This window comes from Actinomycetospora endophytica (genome assembly GCF_021026375.1).
GTDB lineage: Bacteria > Actinomycetota > Actinomycetes > Mycobacteriales > Pseudonocardiaceae > Actinomycetospora > Actinomycetospora endophytica.
The window spans coordinates 241738-257952 of the sequence record NZ_JAJNDB010000005.1 but is presented as its reverse complement, the minus strand read 5'-3'; the positions used below and the strand labels follow the sequence as shown (position 1 = coordinate 257952).

Sequence of the window (16215 nt, the reverse complement as noted above, 5' to 3'; positions counted from 1 at the left end):
GCGTGACTCAGTGTCGGCATCTGTACGGGGGTGCGGGATGGCTGGATCGACGACGATCACACCGGGGCCGGACGACGAGGCCCTCCGGTCACCCGATGTGCCGGGGCCGGCCTCGAAACGGTCGTTGGTCGCGATCTCGCACGCCATCGAGTCGGCGGTGCTGCAGGGCCCGCGTGACGAGCCGACCGTGGTCGTCGCGCTGTTCCAGCGGCTGGCCTACTTCAGCCGCGAGCGGGCGGTCTACGAACGGCTCGCCCGGTCCGGGGTCCGCGTCGTCGTGGGCTTCTCCGACGGTGAGGCCCACGAGGTCGGCGACGGCGTCGAGTGCGTCACGCTCGATCCCCAGGAGCCGCTGGCCGACGAGTGGACCGTCATCGCCGTCGGGCCCGACGCGGGAGCCTTCCTCGTCGCCACCGACACCGGCGAGATCGACCCGACCGAGTACACGCTCGAGGCCGGGCGCTGGTTCATGGGCCGGTGGGGCTATTCGCGGGTCCAGGCGGCGAACGAGCTGGCGCGCATGCGGATCGCGCTGGGGGAGCGGCTCCGCCCTGACACCGTGCGTGCGATCGACGACCTCCTCGCCCGGATCATGCCCGCCGGGGGCGCCGCGGCCGCGTCGCGCGGGACCGGAGGAGAGCAGTGGGCGACCGCCTCGCTGCAGCGCATGACGGCGCGCATGCACCACGCCCGGGCCGGGAGCCGGCTGCTGCGCGCGCAGCTCGCCGACGCGCAGGCGGCCGCCGAGGCCCGCGCCGAGGCCAAGGTCGAGCAGGAGTCCGGTCTGCCGACCCCGGAGTTCCTCGCCCGCTGGGCCGGCACGGACGGCCGCGCCAGCGCACTGCCGATCGGGCTGGCCGTGTTCGACATCGCCGGGCTCGACGACGCCGAGCACCGCCACAGCCGGCGGACCGTGTACCACGCGGCGCGCCAGACGGCGGCCGCACTGACCGAGCCGCTCGGTCCGGTCGACGCCGCGGTCCGGCTGTCCACCCGCGAGTTTGCGCTCGTCGTCCCCGGCGCCTCGTCCGCCCACCTGACCCGCCTCGCCGCCGCGGCCGCCGAGCAGCTCGAACTGTTCTCGGAGGGCTACCCGCACGTGGATCTCTCCGCCCGGGTCGCGACGACGGTGACGGTCGCGCGCCCGCTCCCGCTCGACGACCTGCACCTCGCGCTCGGGCACCCGGCGCACTCGGACCGGAAGCCGACGACCCTGTTCGGTGACGAGATCACCCTCGCGGACTCGAGCGCGCTGGCCCGGATCGCGGCCGGCTCCGGGGAGTCGTCGGGGGAGAGGTCGTCGTCGCAGGAATCGTCGTCCGGGCGGTGGTTCCGGTCGGAGGCCTCGACCCGGCTCGACACCGTGCGGCTCCCGCGACTGCGTGTCGACGGGGCACCGCGTTCCGACGGCGGGTCGGCGGCGGCGGCCGAGTCGGGCGTGGCCGAGCCCTGGGCTGCCGAGACCGGTGCTGCCGAGACCGGGGCCGCCGCTTCGGCGGCAACGCCGGGCGAGCGCGACTCCGCCGCCCCGAGCTGGGCCGCCACCCCGACGCCGCCCGAAGGGCTCCCGTCGTCGGACTCCGAGGACGGCTCGGCCGGCGCCACGAGCGCCCCCGATCTGAGCCGGCCGGTGTTCGACCTGCGCGGCCTGCCCGCCCCCGCCGAGTCGCTGCCGCAGCGGGCGCCGCGTCCGGACCCGGCCGACGGCGGACGGCGCAACGGCCACGCCCACTCCGACGGGACCGCCGCGTCCTGAGTCGCTCCGGGGCAGGATGAGTCGCATGGCGGTGCGGGTCCTCGTCGGTCTCCCCGGGACGATCTGTTCGCCTGCGGTGTTCGCGCCGACGGCCGAGGCGCTCCGCGGCACCGTCGAGGTCCACGCGGTCTCGTGGATGACCGAGCCCGGGCCGTGGAAGGTGCCCGACGTCGCGGACGCGGTCGCCCGACGGATCGAGACGCGGCACGGCGGCCCGGTCGTGCTCGTCGGGCACTCGACCGGCGGGGCGATCGCCGCCCATCTCGCGGGTCGACGTCCGGATCTCGTCGCGGCGCTCGTGCTCGTCGACACCGGTGCGCACACGCGCCGCCACGGCGACGTCGACTCGATCATCGCGCGGTTCCGGGACGAGTGGGGCGAGCCGATCCGGCGGGCGGTCGTCGACCGGTCGTTCGCCGGCGAACTGCCGCCCGAGGTGCACGCGGAGCTGCTGCGCTACGCGGCCGAGGTCCCGCAGCAGGCGGCGGTCGAGGTGCTCGAGAGCCAGCGCGACCTCGACCTCACGGCCGGCCTGCTGGCCTTCGACGGCCCGGCGGCGGTCGTCCACGGCATCCACGACCGCGCGCGATCGGTCGCCGAGGCGGAGGAACTCGCGGCGCTCCTGCCCACGGCGACGCTGCACTGGGCCGACTGCGGCCACACCCCGGTCCACGAGGCACCCGACGTCGTCGCGGGCGCCGTCCGGGACGTGCTGGCCCGGGTCAGTCCTCGGATCGGCTGAGCTTCGCCGTGATCTCGGCCAGGAGGTTGGCGAGCGTCTCCTCCGCCGTCTGCTGGTCGAGCCCGAGGCCGGTGAGCACGCCGTCGCCGTCCTCGTGGTCGAGCAGCGCGAGCAGGATGTGCTCGGTGCCGACGTAGTTGTGCCCGAGCCGCAGCGCCTGGCGGAACGTCAGCTCGAGAACCTTCCGGGTGGCGGCGTCGAAGGGGATGAGCTCGGGCGGCGGGGTCGCCGCGGCCGCGGGCAGCGTCGCGGTGACCCGCCGTCGCAGGGTCTCGGGCGAGACGTCCTGGGCGGTGATCATCCGGACGGCGAGCCCCTCCGGCTCGGCGAGGAGGCCGAGCGCGAGGTGGGCGGTGGCGACCTCGAGGTTCCCAGCGGTGCGCGCTTCGGCCTGCGAGGCCACGACGACCTTGCGCGCCCGCGGGGTGAAGCGGCTGAAGCCCTGCTCCGGGTCCAGGTCGCCGGTGGCGCCCTTCGGGACGAAGCGCTTCTGGGCGGCCTGCTTCGTGACGCCCATGCTCTTGCCGATCTCGGTCCAGGAGGCGCCGGAGCGGCGGGCCTGGTCGACGAAGTGGCCGATGAGGTGGTCGGCCACCTCGCCGAGGTGCTCGCCGGTGAGGACGGCGTCGGAGAGCTGGTCGAGGGCGTCCTCGTGGACGGAGGTGATCGCGCGGATGAGGTCGTCGAGCCGTACGGGGTTCGACGTCGCCGGGGTGCTCATGCGTCCACTATGGGTTGACGAGCGCGTGTTCGTCAACCTGTAGTGGACGATATCGGGCCGGCTCGACTCATGATCGCGAGCCGTGCGGCGGAACAGCTCAGATCTGCACTGTTCCGCCGCACAGTTCCTGATCAAGGTCGCGGGGCGGGTCGCCGAGCCCGTGAAGAGTGACCTGACGGACATGTTCGTGACGATGCTGTTCGTGACGAACATGTTCGTCGTATCGTTCCGACGTGCCCCGATCCAGTCCTGTCAGCCGCCGCGACCGGCCCGCGAAACCCGCGCTGAGTCGCGAGAGCGTCGTCGCGGCCGCCGTCGAGCTCGTGCGCGAGCTCGGCACCGAGCGCGTGACGATGCGTCGACTCGCGCAGGAGCTCGACACCGGCCCCGCCTCGCTCTACGTCTACGTGCGGGACACCGCCGAGCTGCACGCCGCGGTGCTCGACGTCTTCCTCGCCGAGGTCGACCTGACCCCGGTCGACGCGGACGGCGACTGGCGTGACCGGCTCTGGGGAGTGCTCGAGTCCTACACAGCGGTGCTCTTCCCGCGTCCCGGGCTCGCCCGCGCGGCGATGGTGACCCACCCGAGTGGACCGAACTACCTCGCGCTCGTCGACGGGGTGCTGGCGCTGCTCGCGGCGGGTGGGATTCCGGCGGATCGCGCGGCGTGGGCGGTGGACGTACTGCTGCTGGTGGCCACCGCGACGGCCGCGGAGCACGGGACCCGGGCCGCCGCGCCGTCCGCGGAGGCCGAGGACGACGAGCTCGTCGCCGCCCTGACCGACGCCGATCCGGCCGCGCACCCACACATCGCCGCACTCGGCCCCGAGCTGTTCTCCGGGACCGGCCCGGACCGCTCCCGCTGGTTCGTCGACGTCCTGCTCGCCGGTGCGACCGTCACCCCCCGTCCCGCGAAGGAGACCCCATGAGCACCACCGTCACCGTGATCGGCGCAGGCCTCGGCGGCCTGACCCTGGCCCGCGTGCTGCAGCGCCACGACGTCGACGTCGTGGTGTACGACCTCGACGCCGGCCCGGACGCCCGACCCCAGGGCGGGATGCTCGACATGCACGAGGAGTCCGGTCAGGCCGCGCTGCGCGCCGCCGGGCTGTACGACGAGTTCCGTGCCCACGTGCTCGTCGGCGGCGAGGCGCTGCGTGTCCTCGATCGCGAGGGCCGGGCGCACCTCGTCGAGGAGGACGACGGGAGCGGCGGGCGCCCGGAGGTGCCTCGGGAGGAGCTGCGTCGTCTGCTGCTGGAGTCGCTGACGCCGGGCACCGTGCGGTGGGGGCGCAAGCTGGTCTCGGTGCGCCCGGTGGGCGGTGGCCGGCACGAGCTGACCTTCGCCGACGGTGAGGTCGTCGTCGCGACGGTGCTGGTGGGTGCCGACGGTGCATGGTCGCGCGTCCGTCCGCTGGTCTCGGAGGCGATGCCGTCCTACAGCGGGACGGCGCTGGTCACGACGCGGCTGTACGACGTCGACCGTGCCCATCCCGCGGCCGCGGCCGCCGTCGGGAGCGGGAGTCTGATGGCGCTGGCCCCGGGGCAGGGGATCCTGGCCCACCGCGAGCCCGGCGCGACGGTCGAGGTGTACGCCGCGATGCACGCGGACGAGGCCGTCCTGGCGAGCGATGACCTGCGCGGCCTGCTGCTGGACGCGTTCTCCGACTGGGCGCCGGAGCTGCGGTCGCTGATCGCCGAGGCGGACGACGCGTTCGTGCCGCGCCCGGTGTCGATGCTGCCGGTCTGGCACTCGTGGCCCCGGACCCCCGGGGTGACCCTGCTCGGGGACGCCGCGCACCTCATGTCGCCCTTCGCGGGCGAGGGAGCGAATCTCGCGATGCAGGACGGCGCGGAACTTGCCGCCGCGCTGGTGGCTCATGGGACGGACGACCCGGTCGCGATCGAGGCGGCTTTCACGGAGTTCGAGGCGGCGATGGTGCCCCGCGCCGCCGAGGCGGCCGGCGAGTCGGCCGCGAATCTGGAGATCGCGTTGCGTGCCGACGCGCCGGCCGGGCTCATCGAGGTCGTGACGGGTCACGGCCTGAGCGTGAAGCAGTTGTCTGACAGCTGACTACCGGAGCAGGGGTAGGAAGATGATTGCCTGAGCTGTTGCCCCCGGCATGGCCGCCATCATTCCGATCACGGCTACCACCACCTTGGCCAGCACGAATGCCGCGAGCAGCGGGATGGCGATCCGCCAGAACACGATGATCAGGAAGATCACGATCGCCAGGATGAGAACCAGTTGACTTGCCGACACTCCCGCCATGACATCCCCCGGGACGACGCGTTGTCTGACAAGTGTGAGCGTCCACGGTGCCCGGTTGTCTGTCAACGGCGTTTCGTTGTCCGACAACTCTTGTCAGGCTGTGCTACCTTGCAGTGTCCGTTGTCCGACATCCGGTCGACGGGCGGTCGAACCAGCACCGTCACGAGGGTCGGATCATGGTCGCGGATGAGCAGGACGCCACGCCGTCCGAGGACGACGACCCGTGGACGCTGCCGGACACGTCCCGGAAGCCGGTCCCGGACATGGTCGCCGACCGCGTGCTCGAGCTCGTGCGGGCGGGAGTCATCCCGCCGGGAGACCGGCTACCGACCGAGCCGGAGTTGGCGCGTCGGTTCCGGGTGGCCCGCAGTTCGGTGCGTTCGGGGTTGCAGCGGCTCCAGGCGCAGGGCGTCGTCGAGGTCGAGCGGGGCAGGGGCTGGTTCGTCTCGGCCTCGTCGTCGCGTGACGCCGCTGAGCTGATGCAGGAACGGATGGCTTCCCGTGATTTCGACATCCGGGACGTCATGGAGGTCCGGATCGCTCTCGAGGGGGCGGCGGCGGGTCTGGCCGCCACCCGTGCGTCCGGTGGTCAGCGGGACGACATCCTCAAGCTCAGCAAGATCGACCAGGCCACCGACCCGAATGATTCCGCCGCTCTGCTCGCCGCGGACGAGGAATTCCACGGGGCGGTCATCGAGGCTGCCGGGAACGAGTACCTGAAGGCGTTGTACGAGATGGTGACCCCGCTCGTCGCCGACTGGCGTCAACGGAGCTTCACGAGCGCCCACGTCCACGACCGGTCGGCACTCGACCACATGCAGATCGCCGTGCAGATTCGCCGGCAGGACGAGAACGGTGCTCGGCTGGCGATGTCGGGGCATCTGCTCGGTCTGTACACCGGCGTCGCGCGCGCTCGCGGGGCCGAGCCCGGTTCCGACGACCGCCCGATCGCGGGGCTCTCGAGCTACGTCGACGTGGGGGACGACCCGATGTACGAGGACGACTCGACCGCCGGCTGAAATATTCATCCGTCTCCGGACTGTTGTCTCGCGCCACATCCGCCACACAAGATGTGGGTGTGGCCGGGGGGAGCGAACGACCCAGTTCGATGGTGCCGTGGCACCTGAGACGGTGGGCCGTCGCGGGCATCGTGGCGGCCGCGGTCGGCGTGTTCGTGCTCGCCATCGTTCCCGCGGGTCGGGCCGTGCAGGTCGTGTGCTCCGTGCTCGTCCTCTTCGGCTCGCTGGCGTTCGCCACGGCGACCATCGCAGGCATCGTTCGACGCGAATTACGCAAACACGTCGAGATCGTGAACGAGGCCGTCGAGCGCGGCGTCATCGAGGTACTCCCGCCCGGGCGCGTCGCCGACCGGCTACTGGAGCGCGTCTACGGCGAGTCACCCTTCAATCGCGAGGTGACGACAGCCCTGCTCGGGGGCGAGGGGCGCCTGCTCGACGGCGGTGACCTCACGATCAGCGAGCACACCGAGATCGACTTCAGGCTCGACAGCGTCGACGACCGCAGCTACCACCTCGTCATGGAACAGCGGTACTCGTTCCGCAATCGCATCCCGACGTCGACCTTCGTCATCTTCGCGACGTCGGCCCCACGCCTGCGGGACTCCATCATCTCTGGCTGCCGGCTCCCACTGTTCGAGCTGTGGTTCGTCCGCGATGACACCGACGAGCCGCGGTTCGAGGACTCGGTCGAGGGCATGCGCGAATCGGTCCGCATCGGCATGCAGTACGCGGATGGGCGTGGTCGTGTGCACGACGTCGAAGCGCGGGACCCGGCTCCTTATCTCCGCGAGGTCAAGTTGCGTGACTGGGGACGCTACCTGGACTTCTTCCGTACGGACGGCGGGGAGAGCGGAGCCGTGCTCGATCGGCTCGACTATATGGATAGCCTACGCATCTTCGAGGTGGACCTGCCTGCGTTGGCTGAGGGGGACGCGGCCGTCACGACGATCCTGCGCCTCACCGTGCGCTCGACCACCTTGCAGCTGGTCAGCGACGGTTTCTGCTATTGGCAGGCGCCATATCCCTGTTTTGTCGAGTCGATGCGATTCGACACGACGAAACTGCAGCTCGGCGACAGTCCCGAGCTCTACGTCAATGCCAAGGCTTTCACGATTTCCAGCCCGGGCTCGTTGGATACGTGGACGAGCGGTGCCAGCGCGACAGATCTGACCCTGCGTAGCTGGATGTTGCGAGGGCACGGAGTCGCGCTCATGTGGCGGCCATTCAAAGAGGCATAAGCCCGAGTTCTAACGGTGCGTGGCTCCGCCGCCTGGCGCGGTCACTTCTGCACCTCCGCCGGGCAGCACGACGGCGCCGCCGCCGGGGATCATGCGGGCGCCGCCGCCGGGGATCATGCGGGCGCCGCCGCCGGGGATCATGCGGGCACCGCCGCCGGGGATCATGCGGGCACCGCCGCCGGGGATCATGCGGGCACCGCCGCCGGGGATCATGCGGGCACCGCCGCCGACGAGTACTTCTGCGCTAGCCGACATGATCACTTCGACGTCCCCCAGTGGCTTCAGGTTTGGTGCACAGTCGGCCAGCACGCTGGACATCCATTCCACAGAAGTAATCCACTGTGGTCGCGAGACGTCCAGGCAGCTGGTGAGCTGTGTGTAGTTGTAGCGTGGCGATGGAGGCTCGACGCGGCGACGCGCCGAAATTCCCTCAACCGGGTTGTGATCTGCTGCCGGGAGGACGCGAAGTCCGGTTCGGCTCGATTCGCGGGCGTCCGCGGACCGAGTGTCAGGTCACGTGGGTGCGGAGCGTACCGCAGGTGCGCGGAGCGCCGGAAGCGGGGATCGAGGCCTCGTGACCAGGTATGACGCTCGGCGTCGACGGGGCGACGCCGACACCGTCGGTACATCCGGTGGGTCAGGACCCAGCGGATGCGAAAGGTTGTCATCAGGTAGAGCGATCGAAATGGGTGGCCCTCAATTTCGAGAGACGGTGCCCGTCGAATACGTGTTGAAGATCAAGTCACGGACGTACCCTCGTCAATTCCGCCGGCAGTCAGAGAATCAGGCGTGCGCCGCCGCACGGATGTGAAGCGTTGAGCGAGCCGACTCAGGTCGCTATCGCGCGCACGGCTCCTTCGGTCCGGACGAAGTACTCCCCACACACCGGACGGCGGGCGCTCGCCGGGGAGCCGGCATAGAGATGGCCGGGTGACTCCAGGCGACCCACGACGACCGAGCCCATCGCGACCAGGCACCGGTCCGGGATCGAACACCCCGGGACCAGCGACGTGTTGCTGCCGATCAGGCAGTGGTCGCCGACGGAGATCGGGTAGGGCGTCTGGACGTTGGTGGTGACGTCGATGCCGTGCGAGATCACCGTCGAACGGGCGCCGGCGAGCGTGGTGAACGCGCCCAGGGTGACGCCGCCGGAAGCGTCGACGTAGTGCCGGCTGGTGATCGCGGTGTGGTCGCCGATCACGAGGGCGCCACGCCGGGCGTCGTCGGGGGCCGCCAGCGGGAAGGCGGGGCAGGCGGTGAGCCAGTTCCACTGTCCGACGAGGGCATGCCTGCCGAGCTCCAGCCGTCGCACACCCCGCACGACGGTGCCGTAGCCCAGCGAGGCTCCGGGGCCCAGCACGACCCGGCCGACCCGAAAGAGCACGCACGGGCGCACGACGGCGGTCGGGTGGACGTCGTGCCCGAGCAGACGGAGCACGAGGTTCTTCGGACGACCGGCGGGGAGCAGCCCGGTGAGGACGGTCAGGGCGCACCGGAGCGGCCCCGGGTACCGCGTCAGCAATGGCGCGGCGACGACGCGCTTCGCGGGGTCCGGTGCCGTGCTCGCCACTGATGTGGCGGCCGCGGCGCGGGGCGCGACTGAGGTCATGGCTGCTCCAGAGGACTCGGAACGGCGGAGGGCCGGCGTGTCCGTCCCGAGGTGATCAGCGCATCGCGCCACACCGTTCGTTACTCCGTACGGCCCAACCACTCTCTCGTGTGGCACTCCGACGACCGCTCCGTAGCCGGTCTCGTACGGACGGTCATTCTTCGAAGATTTTCCGGCGACTGGCGTCATGGCGTGATCGGGGCGCGGTTACAGCGGCGCAAGCTAGCCCGAACGGACTATCTATTGCGGCTGAACGCCACAACACGTGACGGCGAGTAGTCCCTTGAAGTCCCGGTCGGGGTCCCGACCCGCCACGAGCGGGACACGACGATGGAGGTGATGATGACCGCGCGAGTGCCGCTCCGGGTGACCGTCCTGGGGCTGAACTACGCCCCGGAACCCACGGGCATCGCCCCGTACACCACGGGGATCGCCCGGTTCCTGGCCGACGCCGGACACGACGTCCACGTCGTGACGGGGCTGCCGCACTACCCGAGCTGGCGGGTCGAGCCCGGATACGGCGGACGGCCCATCGAGGAGCGCGACGGCGCCGTGCGGATCACCCGCGTGCACCACTCGGTGCCCTCGGACCCGAACGGTCTCGGCCGGATCCGGTTGGAGGCGGCGTTCGCCGCCCGGGCCGCGCGCGTCGTCACCCACGGCGGCCGGCCCGCCGACGTCGTCCTGGCCGTCAGCCCCGCCCTCCTCTCCGTCGGTGCCGCCGCCCTGCGCCGCCGCGGCGGACGCACCGCACTCGGCGTCATCCCCCAGGACCTCTACAGCCACGCGCTCGCCGAGACCGGCTCGCTCGGGCGGGCCGCCGAGGGCGCAGCGGCGTTGGAACGCAGCCTGTTGCGGCGCGCGGACGGCGTCGTCGCCATCCACGAGCGCTTCCGCCGCTCGCTGGTCGGGCTCGGCGTCGACGAGCACCGCATCACGACCATCCGGAACTGGACCCACGTCGACCCGGTCACCCGGCAGGGTGAGGACGTCTGGGCCCTGCGCCGTGAGCTCGGCTGGCGCGACGACGAGATCATCGCCCTGCACGCCGGGAACATGGGGGCGAAGCAGGGGCTGGAGACGGTGGTCGAGGCGGCGCGCGCCGCCGACCGCCGGGGGAGCCCGGTCCGGTTCGTGCTGGTCGGGCACGGCAACCAGCGGGCCTCGCTCGAGGGTCTCGGCCGCGACATCGACCGGCTGCAGTTCCTCGACCCGCTGCCCGCGTCACGGTTCACCGACGTGCTGGCCGCCGCCGACGCCCTCGTGCTCCACGAGCGGCCCGGGGTCGCGGAGATGTGCGTGCCCTCGAAGCTCACCTCCTACTTCGCGGCCGGCCGGCCCGTGGTGGCCGCCACCAACCCGCTGAGCGCGGCGAGCGCCGAGATCGCGAGCTCGGGCGCGGGGGTCACCGTCGTCCCGGGCGCTCCGGAGACGCTGCTCGAGGCGGTTCTCGAGATGCGCTCCGACGACGCCGAGGCGATGGGCCTGCGTGGGCAGCTTTTCGCCCACGACGTCCTGCACGCGGACGCCGCACGCTCCGCCTACCTCGGCTGGGTGGAGGAGCTCGCCGCATCCCGCGGTGGCCTCCGGGCGATCCGGGACTTCCGTGACGCGGGCCGGGCTCCGGTGCGGGTCCCGCACCGCAGCGACGTCCCGACGCCGCGGGCGGAGCCGGCCTAGATCCGCCGCGCCGCGGTGAGCACCGTCCCGCGCAGCTCGACGCCCGCCGCGTCGAGGGCGGCCAGCGTCGTGGCGACGTCGGCCTTCGGCGCGCCGCGGCGCACCACCAGCAGCGTCGCGTCGCCCGACCGGCACAGCTCCACCGCCGCCGGCGCCCCCGGCTCGCCCGGGGCGTCGACGACGATCCGGTCGTAGCGCGCCCGCAGCGGCGCGAGCACCGTCGCCACGTCCTCGCCGTCGAGGGGTGACGCGCCCCGGTGCGCCGCCGTGCCCGCGGGGAGGACGTCGATCCCGCCGCGCGACCACCGCCGGACGGTCCGCTCGAGGTCGGCCGACCCGGCGATGATCTCGCGGACGCCCGGCGTCGGGTCCGCGACCCGCAGCACCGGGGACGTGGGCGAGCCCGGACCGCTCTCCACCAGCAGCACCCGCTCGCCGTCGTCGGCGAGGGCGACGGCGAGCTCGGTGGCCGCCGAGAGCGTCGTCGCCTGCGGCTCGACCGCGAGCACGACGACGACGCGGGCCGCGGCCGCCTCGGTGCGCACCGCCTCGGCGAGGGCCCGGACCGCCCGGTCACGGCGGCGGACGGGGTCGCGACGGCGGGCCCGGTCCGGGGCCCGCGCGAGCACGGCCGGGTCGCGTGGCGGGACCCGCACCGACGGGAGCAGACCCAGCACCGGGCGCCCGGCGTGACGGGCGAGCGACTCCGCCGACGAGATCCCCCGCGGGAGCAGACCCCCGACGAGCAGACCGGCGACCAGCCCGACGACGAGCCCGCCGGCCAGCACCGCGGCGGGCTGCGGCCGCAGCCCGGTCTCCTGCGTCGCGCCCGGCACCAGGGCGACGGCGGGTCGGTTCACGGCCTGCCCACCGCCGACCTGCGCCGCCCGCCGGGCCAGCACCGTGCCCACCGCCTCGGCGACGACGCGGGCGTCCGCCGTCGTCGTCGCGCGGGCCCGGACCTCGAGCGTGCCGGCCTCGGCCGAGACCCTCACGGCGTCGGCGACCTCCGCCGGGTCGGGACGGCCGCCGAGCAGCGTGGACGCGTCGTCGTCGAGACCCGGGACGACGGCGAGCGCGGCGGCCGAGCTGCCCGGGTTCGCCAGGACCTGGAGCACCTCCTGGCGCGGCGGGTCGACGACCAGCACCACCGCCGCGGCCGCGAGCCCGAACAGGATCCCGGCCGCGACCACCCGGAGCTGCACCGCGGGCCCGGGACCTCAGCGGGTGGTGCCGGTGAGCACGCGGACCAGGCGCTCCTCGCGGTCGGCGTGCACGGTGGCGTGGTCGCAGAACCGGCGCAGGTGCAGGAACCGGGGGTCCTCGACGGGGACGAGCGGGGTCCCCGACGGCGGCGTCCCGCGGCACTCGGTGACGACGGCGGCAGGGGTCACCCGGACGTCCAGCATGTGCTCCCCGGGGAGCAGGTCGGAGCGCAGGTCCGCGCCCGAGGCGAACAGCATCGCCTCGTGCGCGGCGAGCACGATCGCCTCGGCCCGCTCCGGGTCGAGGCCCGCCTCCCGTGCCACGACGGCCACCTGGTGACGCAGGCCGGCGAGAGCGGCGCCGTCGGGCACGGACAGCGTCGCCACCGAGGACCCGAGCAGGCCCGCGGGCACCGGGGAGGTGGCGCTCGGCGCCCGGAAGTCGGGGTTGCGACGGAGGCCCTCGGCGGTGAGCAGCCAGGCGTGGTGCCGCAGCGCGCGGGCGCGCTCCACCGGGTCGTCGGGGTCGTAGACGCAGAGCACGGTGAGGCGGTGGTCGGCCAGCAGCAGGGTCAGGGTGTCCTCGGCGAGGCTGCCGTCCGGTCCCGGGTCGTCCGCGCACACCCGACCGACGACCACGCCGCCGTCGAGCGGGTCGAGATGGGGGAGTACCCCCGACGGCACCAGGGAGGCCGGGGCCGGGAACGCGACCCGCTCGGCGTCGTCCCCCAGCGCGTCGCGGAAGGCACGGACGCCGCGCCGGTCGAGCACGACCTCGACGGTCTCGTCGGCGGCCAGCGCCGTGCGGACGTGCTCCTCGGTCCGGCGGGCGACCTCGTCGGGATCCCCGCAGAGCACGGCGGCGTGCACCAGCCCGGCCGGTGCCTGCTCGACGGGACCCGCGTCGGCGGGGGAGGTGACGGTCACGGTCGGTCCCCGTCGACGACGACGATCGACGCCGGCCGACCCAGCACGTCGAGCAGCCGCTTGAGCAGCCGCGGCGGGTCGTGCAGGACGATGCGCCGGCACTCCGGCTCGGCCCGGGCGGCGAGGACCAGCAGCTGCGCGCACGCGACGTCCACGAAGCCGACGTCGGACAGGTCGAGCTGCAGGTCGGCGCCGGTGGACTTCTCGCGCAGGGCGCCGGCGAGCGCGCCCCCGAAGCGCTGCGCCACGTGGGCGTCGAGGTCGCCGTGCAGTGCCCAGCGCTCGTCGTCGAGCTCCGCTCTCCATCCCACGTCGGCAACGTGGCGGTGGTGTACCCCGAGCGACTCGAAGACGTGCCGTTCGTTCTCCACCGACGTGGTCAGCTGGCAGAGGATGCGCAGCGGCGCCCGGGCGGCGAGCGCGTCGTACCCGCCCTCCTGGCGCCCGAACTCGGCGATCTCGGCGTCGTCGGCGCACTCCCGGCGCGAGCTCTCCTGGGTCATGGCCACGGACGGCCAGCCCTCGCCGAGCGCCCGCTCGAGCTCCTCGACCTGCAGCCGGTGCAGGCCCGCGGTCAGCCCGTCGCCGCCCTGTTCGCAGCGTGCGATCAGCTCGGGGAAGTCGAGGAACTCCAGCTGCCCGGAGCGCAGTGCCTCCCGGGTGCGCCGCGAGGACTCCGGCCCCGCGATCCAGTGCTTCTCCACGCGGCCGGCGTCCCCCAGCCAGCCCTTGTAGAAGACCTTCGCGCCGAAGGCGAGCTCGCGGTCCAGCCATGCCGCCGTCCCGACGCGCTGCGCGTGGTCGGTGTCCGCGACCTGCAACAGGTGCGCGCGCGGCGAGCCCGTATCAGGTCGCGGGCCGGCGTCCACCGTCATCGAGTGGCTCCCGTCCGTCCGTCCCCCGACGTTCGTGACAGGCATTCTCCGTGCCACCGGCCGGGTCTTCGACCCGGAAGGGCGGTTCAGGTCTCGTGACCGGCCAGGTTCACTCGATACCGTGCGGTATGCGCGGAGAGTGACCGGAACTCAGCGCCCCACCGGTTCGTCGGTCCACAGACCGTCACGTTCGTAGAGCGGCCGGAGCGCGATGAGGTGGTCCCGCATGGCCTCCTCGGCCGCCTCGGCCTCGCCGGCGGCGATGTGTCCGGCGATCGTCCGGTGCCACTCGTCGACCCGGTCCCACTCCGCGGCCTCGACCCCGACCCGGCGCAGCCGCGTGCGGAGCACGTCGTTCACGGGCTGGCCCATCATCGTGATCATCAGGTTGCCGGTCGACATGAGCACCGTCGTGTGGAAGTCGAGGTGCCCGACGAAACCGCTCGGGTCGCGGGGGTCGCGGCGCGCGTCGGCGGCCGCGTGCAGCGCCTCGACGGTCTCCGGGTCGGCCCGCTGGGCGGCCAGGCGCGCGGCGGAGGGCTCGAGCAGCAGCCGCGCCTCGAGCATGTCGTGCAGCCGCAGCTGCGGCGTCATCACCAGCACGCCGAGCGCGCCGCCGACGTCCTCCACCACCTGCGACGGGTCGGGCGAGGCCACGAACGACCCGCCCTGCACCCCGCGCAGCGTCTCGACGAGGTGCTGGCTCGCGAGCACCCGCAGTGCCTCGCGCACGGTGCTGCGGCTGACGCCGAACGCCCGGCTCAGGTCGGCCTCGTTCGGCAGGCGCTCCCCGGCGGCCAGGGTGCCGCCGACGATCTGCGCGCGCAGCTCGTCGGCCACCTGCCGGTAGGCCGGGCGGACCCGCTGCACCCGCAGGTTCGCCGCGGGGACCGGGCGGGCCGTGGAGCGTTCGGTGCCTGCCGTGCCGCTCTCGGGGGTCGTGGCGCCGGAGGCGGGGGTTCGGGGGGATGGCATGGGTCCAACACGCTCCGCGGATCTGCCGCGCCATCGCGGGGTGGTCGGCTTCTCGGGCCCGGCGTGACCGGGCGTGATCAGCGTACGCGGTGTCCGAGGTCGTCGGACCAGGTCTTGACAGAAAAACATCAGACATCAAGCGTTCGGACCATGGCCTCCCTTGCTGACCAGCTGTCCGCCGCGTCGACGTTCCTGTTCGTGCCCGCCGCGCGGCCCGACCGGTTCGACAAGGCCGTGGCCTCCGGCGCGGACGTCGTCGTGCTCGACCTCGAGGACGCCGTGGCGCCGGAGGGCAAGGTCGGCGCGCGGGAGCAGGTGGCGTCCTGGCTCGGCTCCGGCGGGGCCGGCGGGCCGTGCGTCGTGGCGGTTCGGGTCAACGGCGTGGGGACCCCGTGGCACGACGACGACGTCGCGACCGCCCGGACGCACGGCGTTCCGGTGATGCTGCCGAAGGCGGAGTCGGCGGCCTGCCCGCCGGGGCTCGCGGCGGCCGGGGTTCCGGTCGTGGCGCTGATCGAGACGGCGGTGGGGGTGCAGGGCGCGGCGGAGGTCGCCCGCTGGCCCGAGGTGGTCCGGCTGGCCTTCGGCACCGTCGACTTCGCCGCCGAGCTCGGGCTCGACCACTCCGACCGCGACGCCCTCAGCTACGCCCGCTCGGTCCTGGCACTGGCGTCGGCCGCCGCCGGGCTGGTCGCGCCCGTCGACGGGGTGACGGTCGCGGTCCGGGACGCCGACCGGCTCACCGACGACTGCCGCCACGCGCTCGCCCGCGGCTTCACGGCCAAGCTCTGCATCCACCCGTCGCAGGTGCCGGCCGCGGCTGCCGCGCTCGCGCCGGACGCGGAGACGGTGCGCTGGGCCCGGGCCGTGGTGGAGGCGGCGGCCGGGGGAGCGGTGGCGGTGCTCGACGGGGCGCTGGTCGACAAGCCGGTGGTGGACCGCGCGCGGTCGCTGCTAGCCCGGGCGGGGCAGGGCTGACGCCGCCCACGCTGCCCCCGCCCAGCGCCGACGAGGGGCACATCAGACATGACAGCGATCCGTCTGAGCTGCGTGATGTGCCTCTGGTCGGGGTGGCCGGGTGAGTATCGGCGCCTGGCGCCGACCAGGGGCACATCAGACATGACAGCGAGCGCTCCGCGCTGCGTGGTGTGCCCCTCGACGGCGAGGCCAGCTCGGCTCAGGCGCTCGACGACGTC

At 73.3% G+C, this 16215-nt stretch carries 16 protein-coding genes; 8 read left to right on the top strand and 8 right to left on the bottom strand.

Annotated elements, in window-relative coordinates; translation table 11 throughout:
- Nucleotides 1–37 precede the first annotated feature (37 nt).
- Nucleotides 38–1756: a DICT sensory domain-containing protein gene (locus LQ327_RS22190; protein WP_230737943.1), complete on the top strand. Its 1719-nt coding sequence runs from the start codon at nucleotides 38–40 to the stop codon at nucleotides 1754–1756.
- Between the two features lie 25 nt (nucleotides 1757–1781).
- On the top strand, nucleotides 1782–2498 hold the full coding sequence (locus LQ327_RS22185; RefSeq protein ID WP_230737942.1) for an alpha/beta fold hydrolase: 717 nt from the start codon (nucleotides 1782–1784) through the stop codon (nucleotides 2496–2498).
- Here the strand turns inward: LQ327_RS22185 and LQ327_RS22180 are convergent.
- Complete coding sequence (locus tag LQ327_RS22180; RefSeq protein ID WP_230737941.1) at nucleotides 2479–3219, bottom strand: Clp protease N-terminal domain-containing protein; 741 nt, start codon at nucleotides 3217–3219, stop codon at nucleotides 2479–2481. The genes LQ327_RS22185 and LQ327_RS22180 overlap by 20 nt on opposite strands.
- Before the next feature lie 233 nt (nucleotides 3220–3452).
- Between LQ327_RS22180 and LQ327_RS22175 the strand changes: the two genes are divergently transcribed.
- Both LQ327_RS22175 and LQ327_RS22170 read left to right on the top strand, forming a co-directional pair.
- Nucleotides 3453–4148, top strand: a complete 696-nt coding sequence (locus LQ327_RS22175; protein WP_230737940.1) for a TetR/AcrR family transcriptional regulator — start codon at nucleotides 3453–3455, stop codon at nucleotides 4146–4148.
- On the top strand, nucleotides 4145–5293 hold the full coding sequence (locus LQ327_RS22170; protein WP_230737939.1) for an FAD-dependent oxidoreductase: 1149 nt from the start codon (nucleotides 4145–4147) through the stop codon (nucleotides 5291–5293). The genes LQ327_RS22175 and LQ327_RS22170 overlap by 4 nt, the downstream gene beginning before the upstream one ends.
- Here the strand turns inward: LQ327_RS22170 and LQ327_RS22165 are convergent, their stop codons facing one another.
- Nucleotides 5294–5446 (bottom strand): hypothetical protein, encoded by a 153-nt coding sequence (locus LQ327_RS22165; RefSeq protein ID WP_230737938.1) that lies wholly within the window; start codon nucleotides 5444–5446, stop codon nucleotides 5294–5296.
- A gap of 221 nt (nucleotides 5447–5667) precedes the next feature.
- Here LQ327_RS22165 and LQ327_RS22160 point away from each other — a divergent pair, with 221 nt between their 5' ends.
- Together LQ327_RS22160 and LQ327_RS22155 are read left to right on the top strand one after the other, a co-directional pair.
- Entirely contained in the window at nucleotides 5668–6510 is an 843-nt protein-coding gene (locus LQ327_RS22160) for a FadR/GntR family transcriptional regulator (RefSeq protein ID WP_230737937.1), read from the top strand.
- Between the two features lie 89 nt (nucleotides 6511–6599).
- Nucleotides 6600–7748 carry a hypothetical protein gene (locus LQ327_RS22155; protein WP_230737936.1) on the top strand — a complete coding sequence of 383 codons (1149 nt, stop codon included), beginning with the start codon at nucleotides 6600–6602 and terminating at the stop codon, nucleotides 7746–7748.
- A 9-nt stretch (nucleotides 7749–7757) separates the two neighbouring features.
- On the opposite strand, the gene LQ327_RS22150 is transcribed toward LQ327_RS22155, so the two are convergent.
- A complete protein-coding gene (locus tag LQ327_RS22150; protein WP_230737935.1) occupies nucleotides 7758–8066 on the bottom strand; it encodes a hypothetical protein in 309 nt (102 codons plus the stop codon).
- Between the two features lie 511 nt (nucleotides 8067–8577).
- A complete protein-coding gene (locus LQ327_RS22145; RefSeq protein WP_230737934.1) occupies nucleotides 8578–9357 on the bottom strand; it encodes an acyltransferase in 780 nt (259 codons plus the stop codon).
- A gap of 339 nt (nucleotides 9358–9696) precedes the next feature.
- Here LQ327_RS22145 and LQ327_RS22140 point away from each other — a divergent pair, with 339 nt between their 5' ends.
- Nucleotides 9697–11037 (top strand): glycosyltransferase, encoded by a 1341-nt coding sequence (locus LQ327_RS22140; RefSeq protein WP_230737933.1) that lies wholly within the window; start codon nucleotides 9697–9699, stop codon nucleotides 11035–11037.
- Here LQ327_RS22140 and LQ327_RS22135 read toward each other — a convergent pair.
- From LQ327_RS22135 to LQ327_RS22120, 4 genes are all read right to left on the bottom strand, one after another.
- Nucleotides 11034–12242: a P-loop NTPase family protein gene (locus tag LQ327_RS22135; protein ID WP_230737932.1), complete on the bottom strand. Its 1209-nt coding sequence runs from the start codon at nucleotides 12240–12242 to the stop codon at nucleotides 11034–11036. The two genes, LQ327_RS22140 and LQ327_RS22135, sit on opposite strands and share 4 nt — an antisense overlap.
- Before the next feature lie 15 nt (nucleotides 12243–12257).
- Complete coding sequence (locus LQ327_RS22130) at nucleotides 12258–13169, bottom strand: sensor histidine kinase (RefSeq protein ID WP_230737931.1); 912 nt, start codon at nucleotides 13167–13169, stop codon at nucleotides 12258–12260.
- Nucleotides 13166–14044, bottom strand: coding sequence for an STAS domain-containing protein (locus LQ327_RS22125; RefSeq protein ID WP_230737930.1), 879 nt, complete (start codon nucleotides 14042–14044; stop codon nucleotides 13166–13168). The genes LQ327_RS22130 and LQ327_RS22125 overlap by 4 nt, the downstream gene beginning before the upstream one ends.
- A 150-nt stretch (nucleotides 14045–14194) precedes the next feature.
- Nucleotides 14195–15019 carry a FadR/GntR family transcriptional regulator gene (locus tag LQ327_RS22120; RefSeq protein WP_230737929.1) on the bottom strand — a complete coding sequence of 275 codons (825 nt, stop codon included), beginning with the start codon at nucleotides 15017–15019 and terminating at the stop codon, nucleotides 14195–14197.
- A gap of 150 nt (nucleotides 15020–15169) precedes the next feature.
- On the opposite strand from LQ327_RS22120, the gene LQ327_RS22115 reads away from it, so the two are divergent.
- Complete coding sequence (locus tag LQ327_RS22115; protein ID WP_230737928.1) at nucleotides 15170–15997, top strand: HpcH/HpaI aldolase/citrate lyase family protein; 828 nt, start codon at nucleotides 15170–15172, stop codon at nucleotides 15995–15997.
- Nucleotides 15998–16215 lie beyond the last annotated feature (218 nt).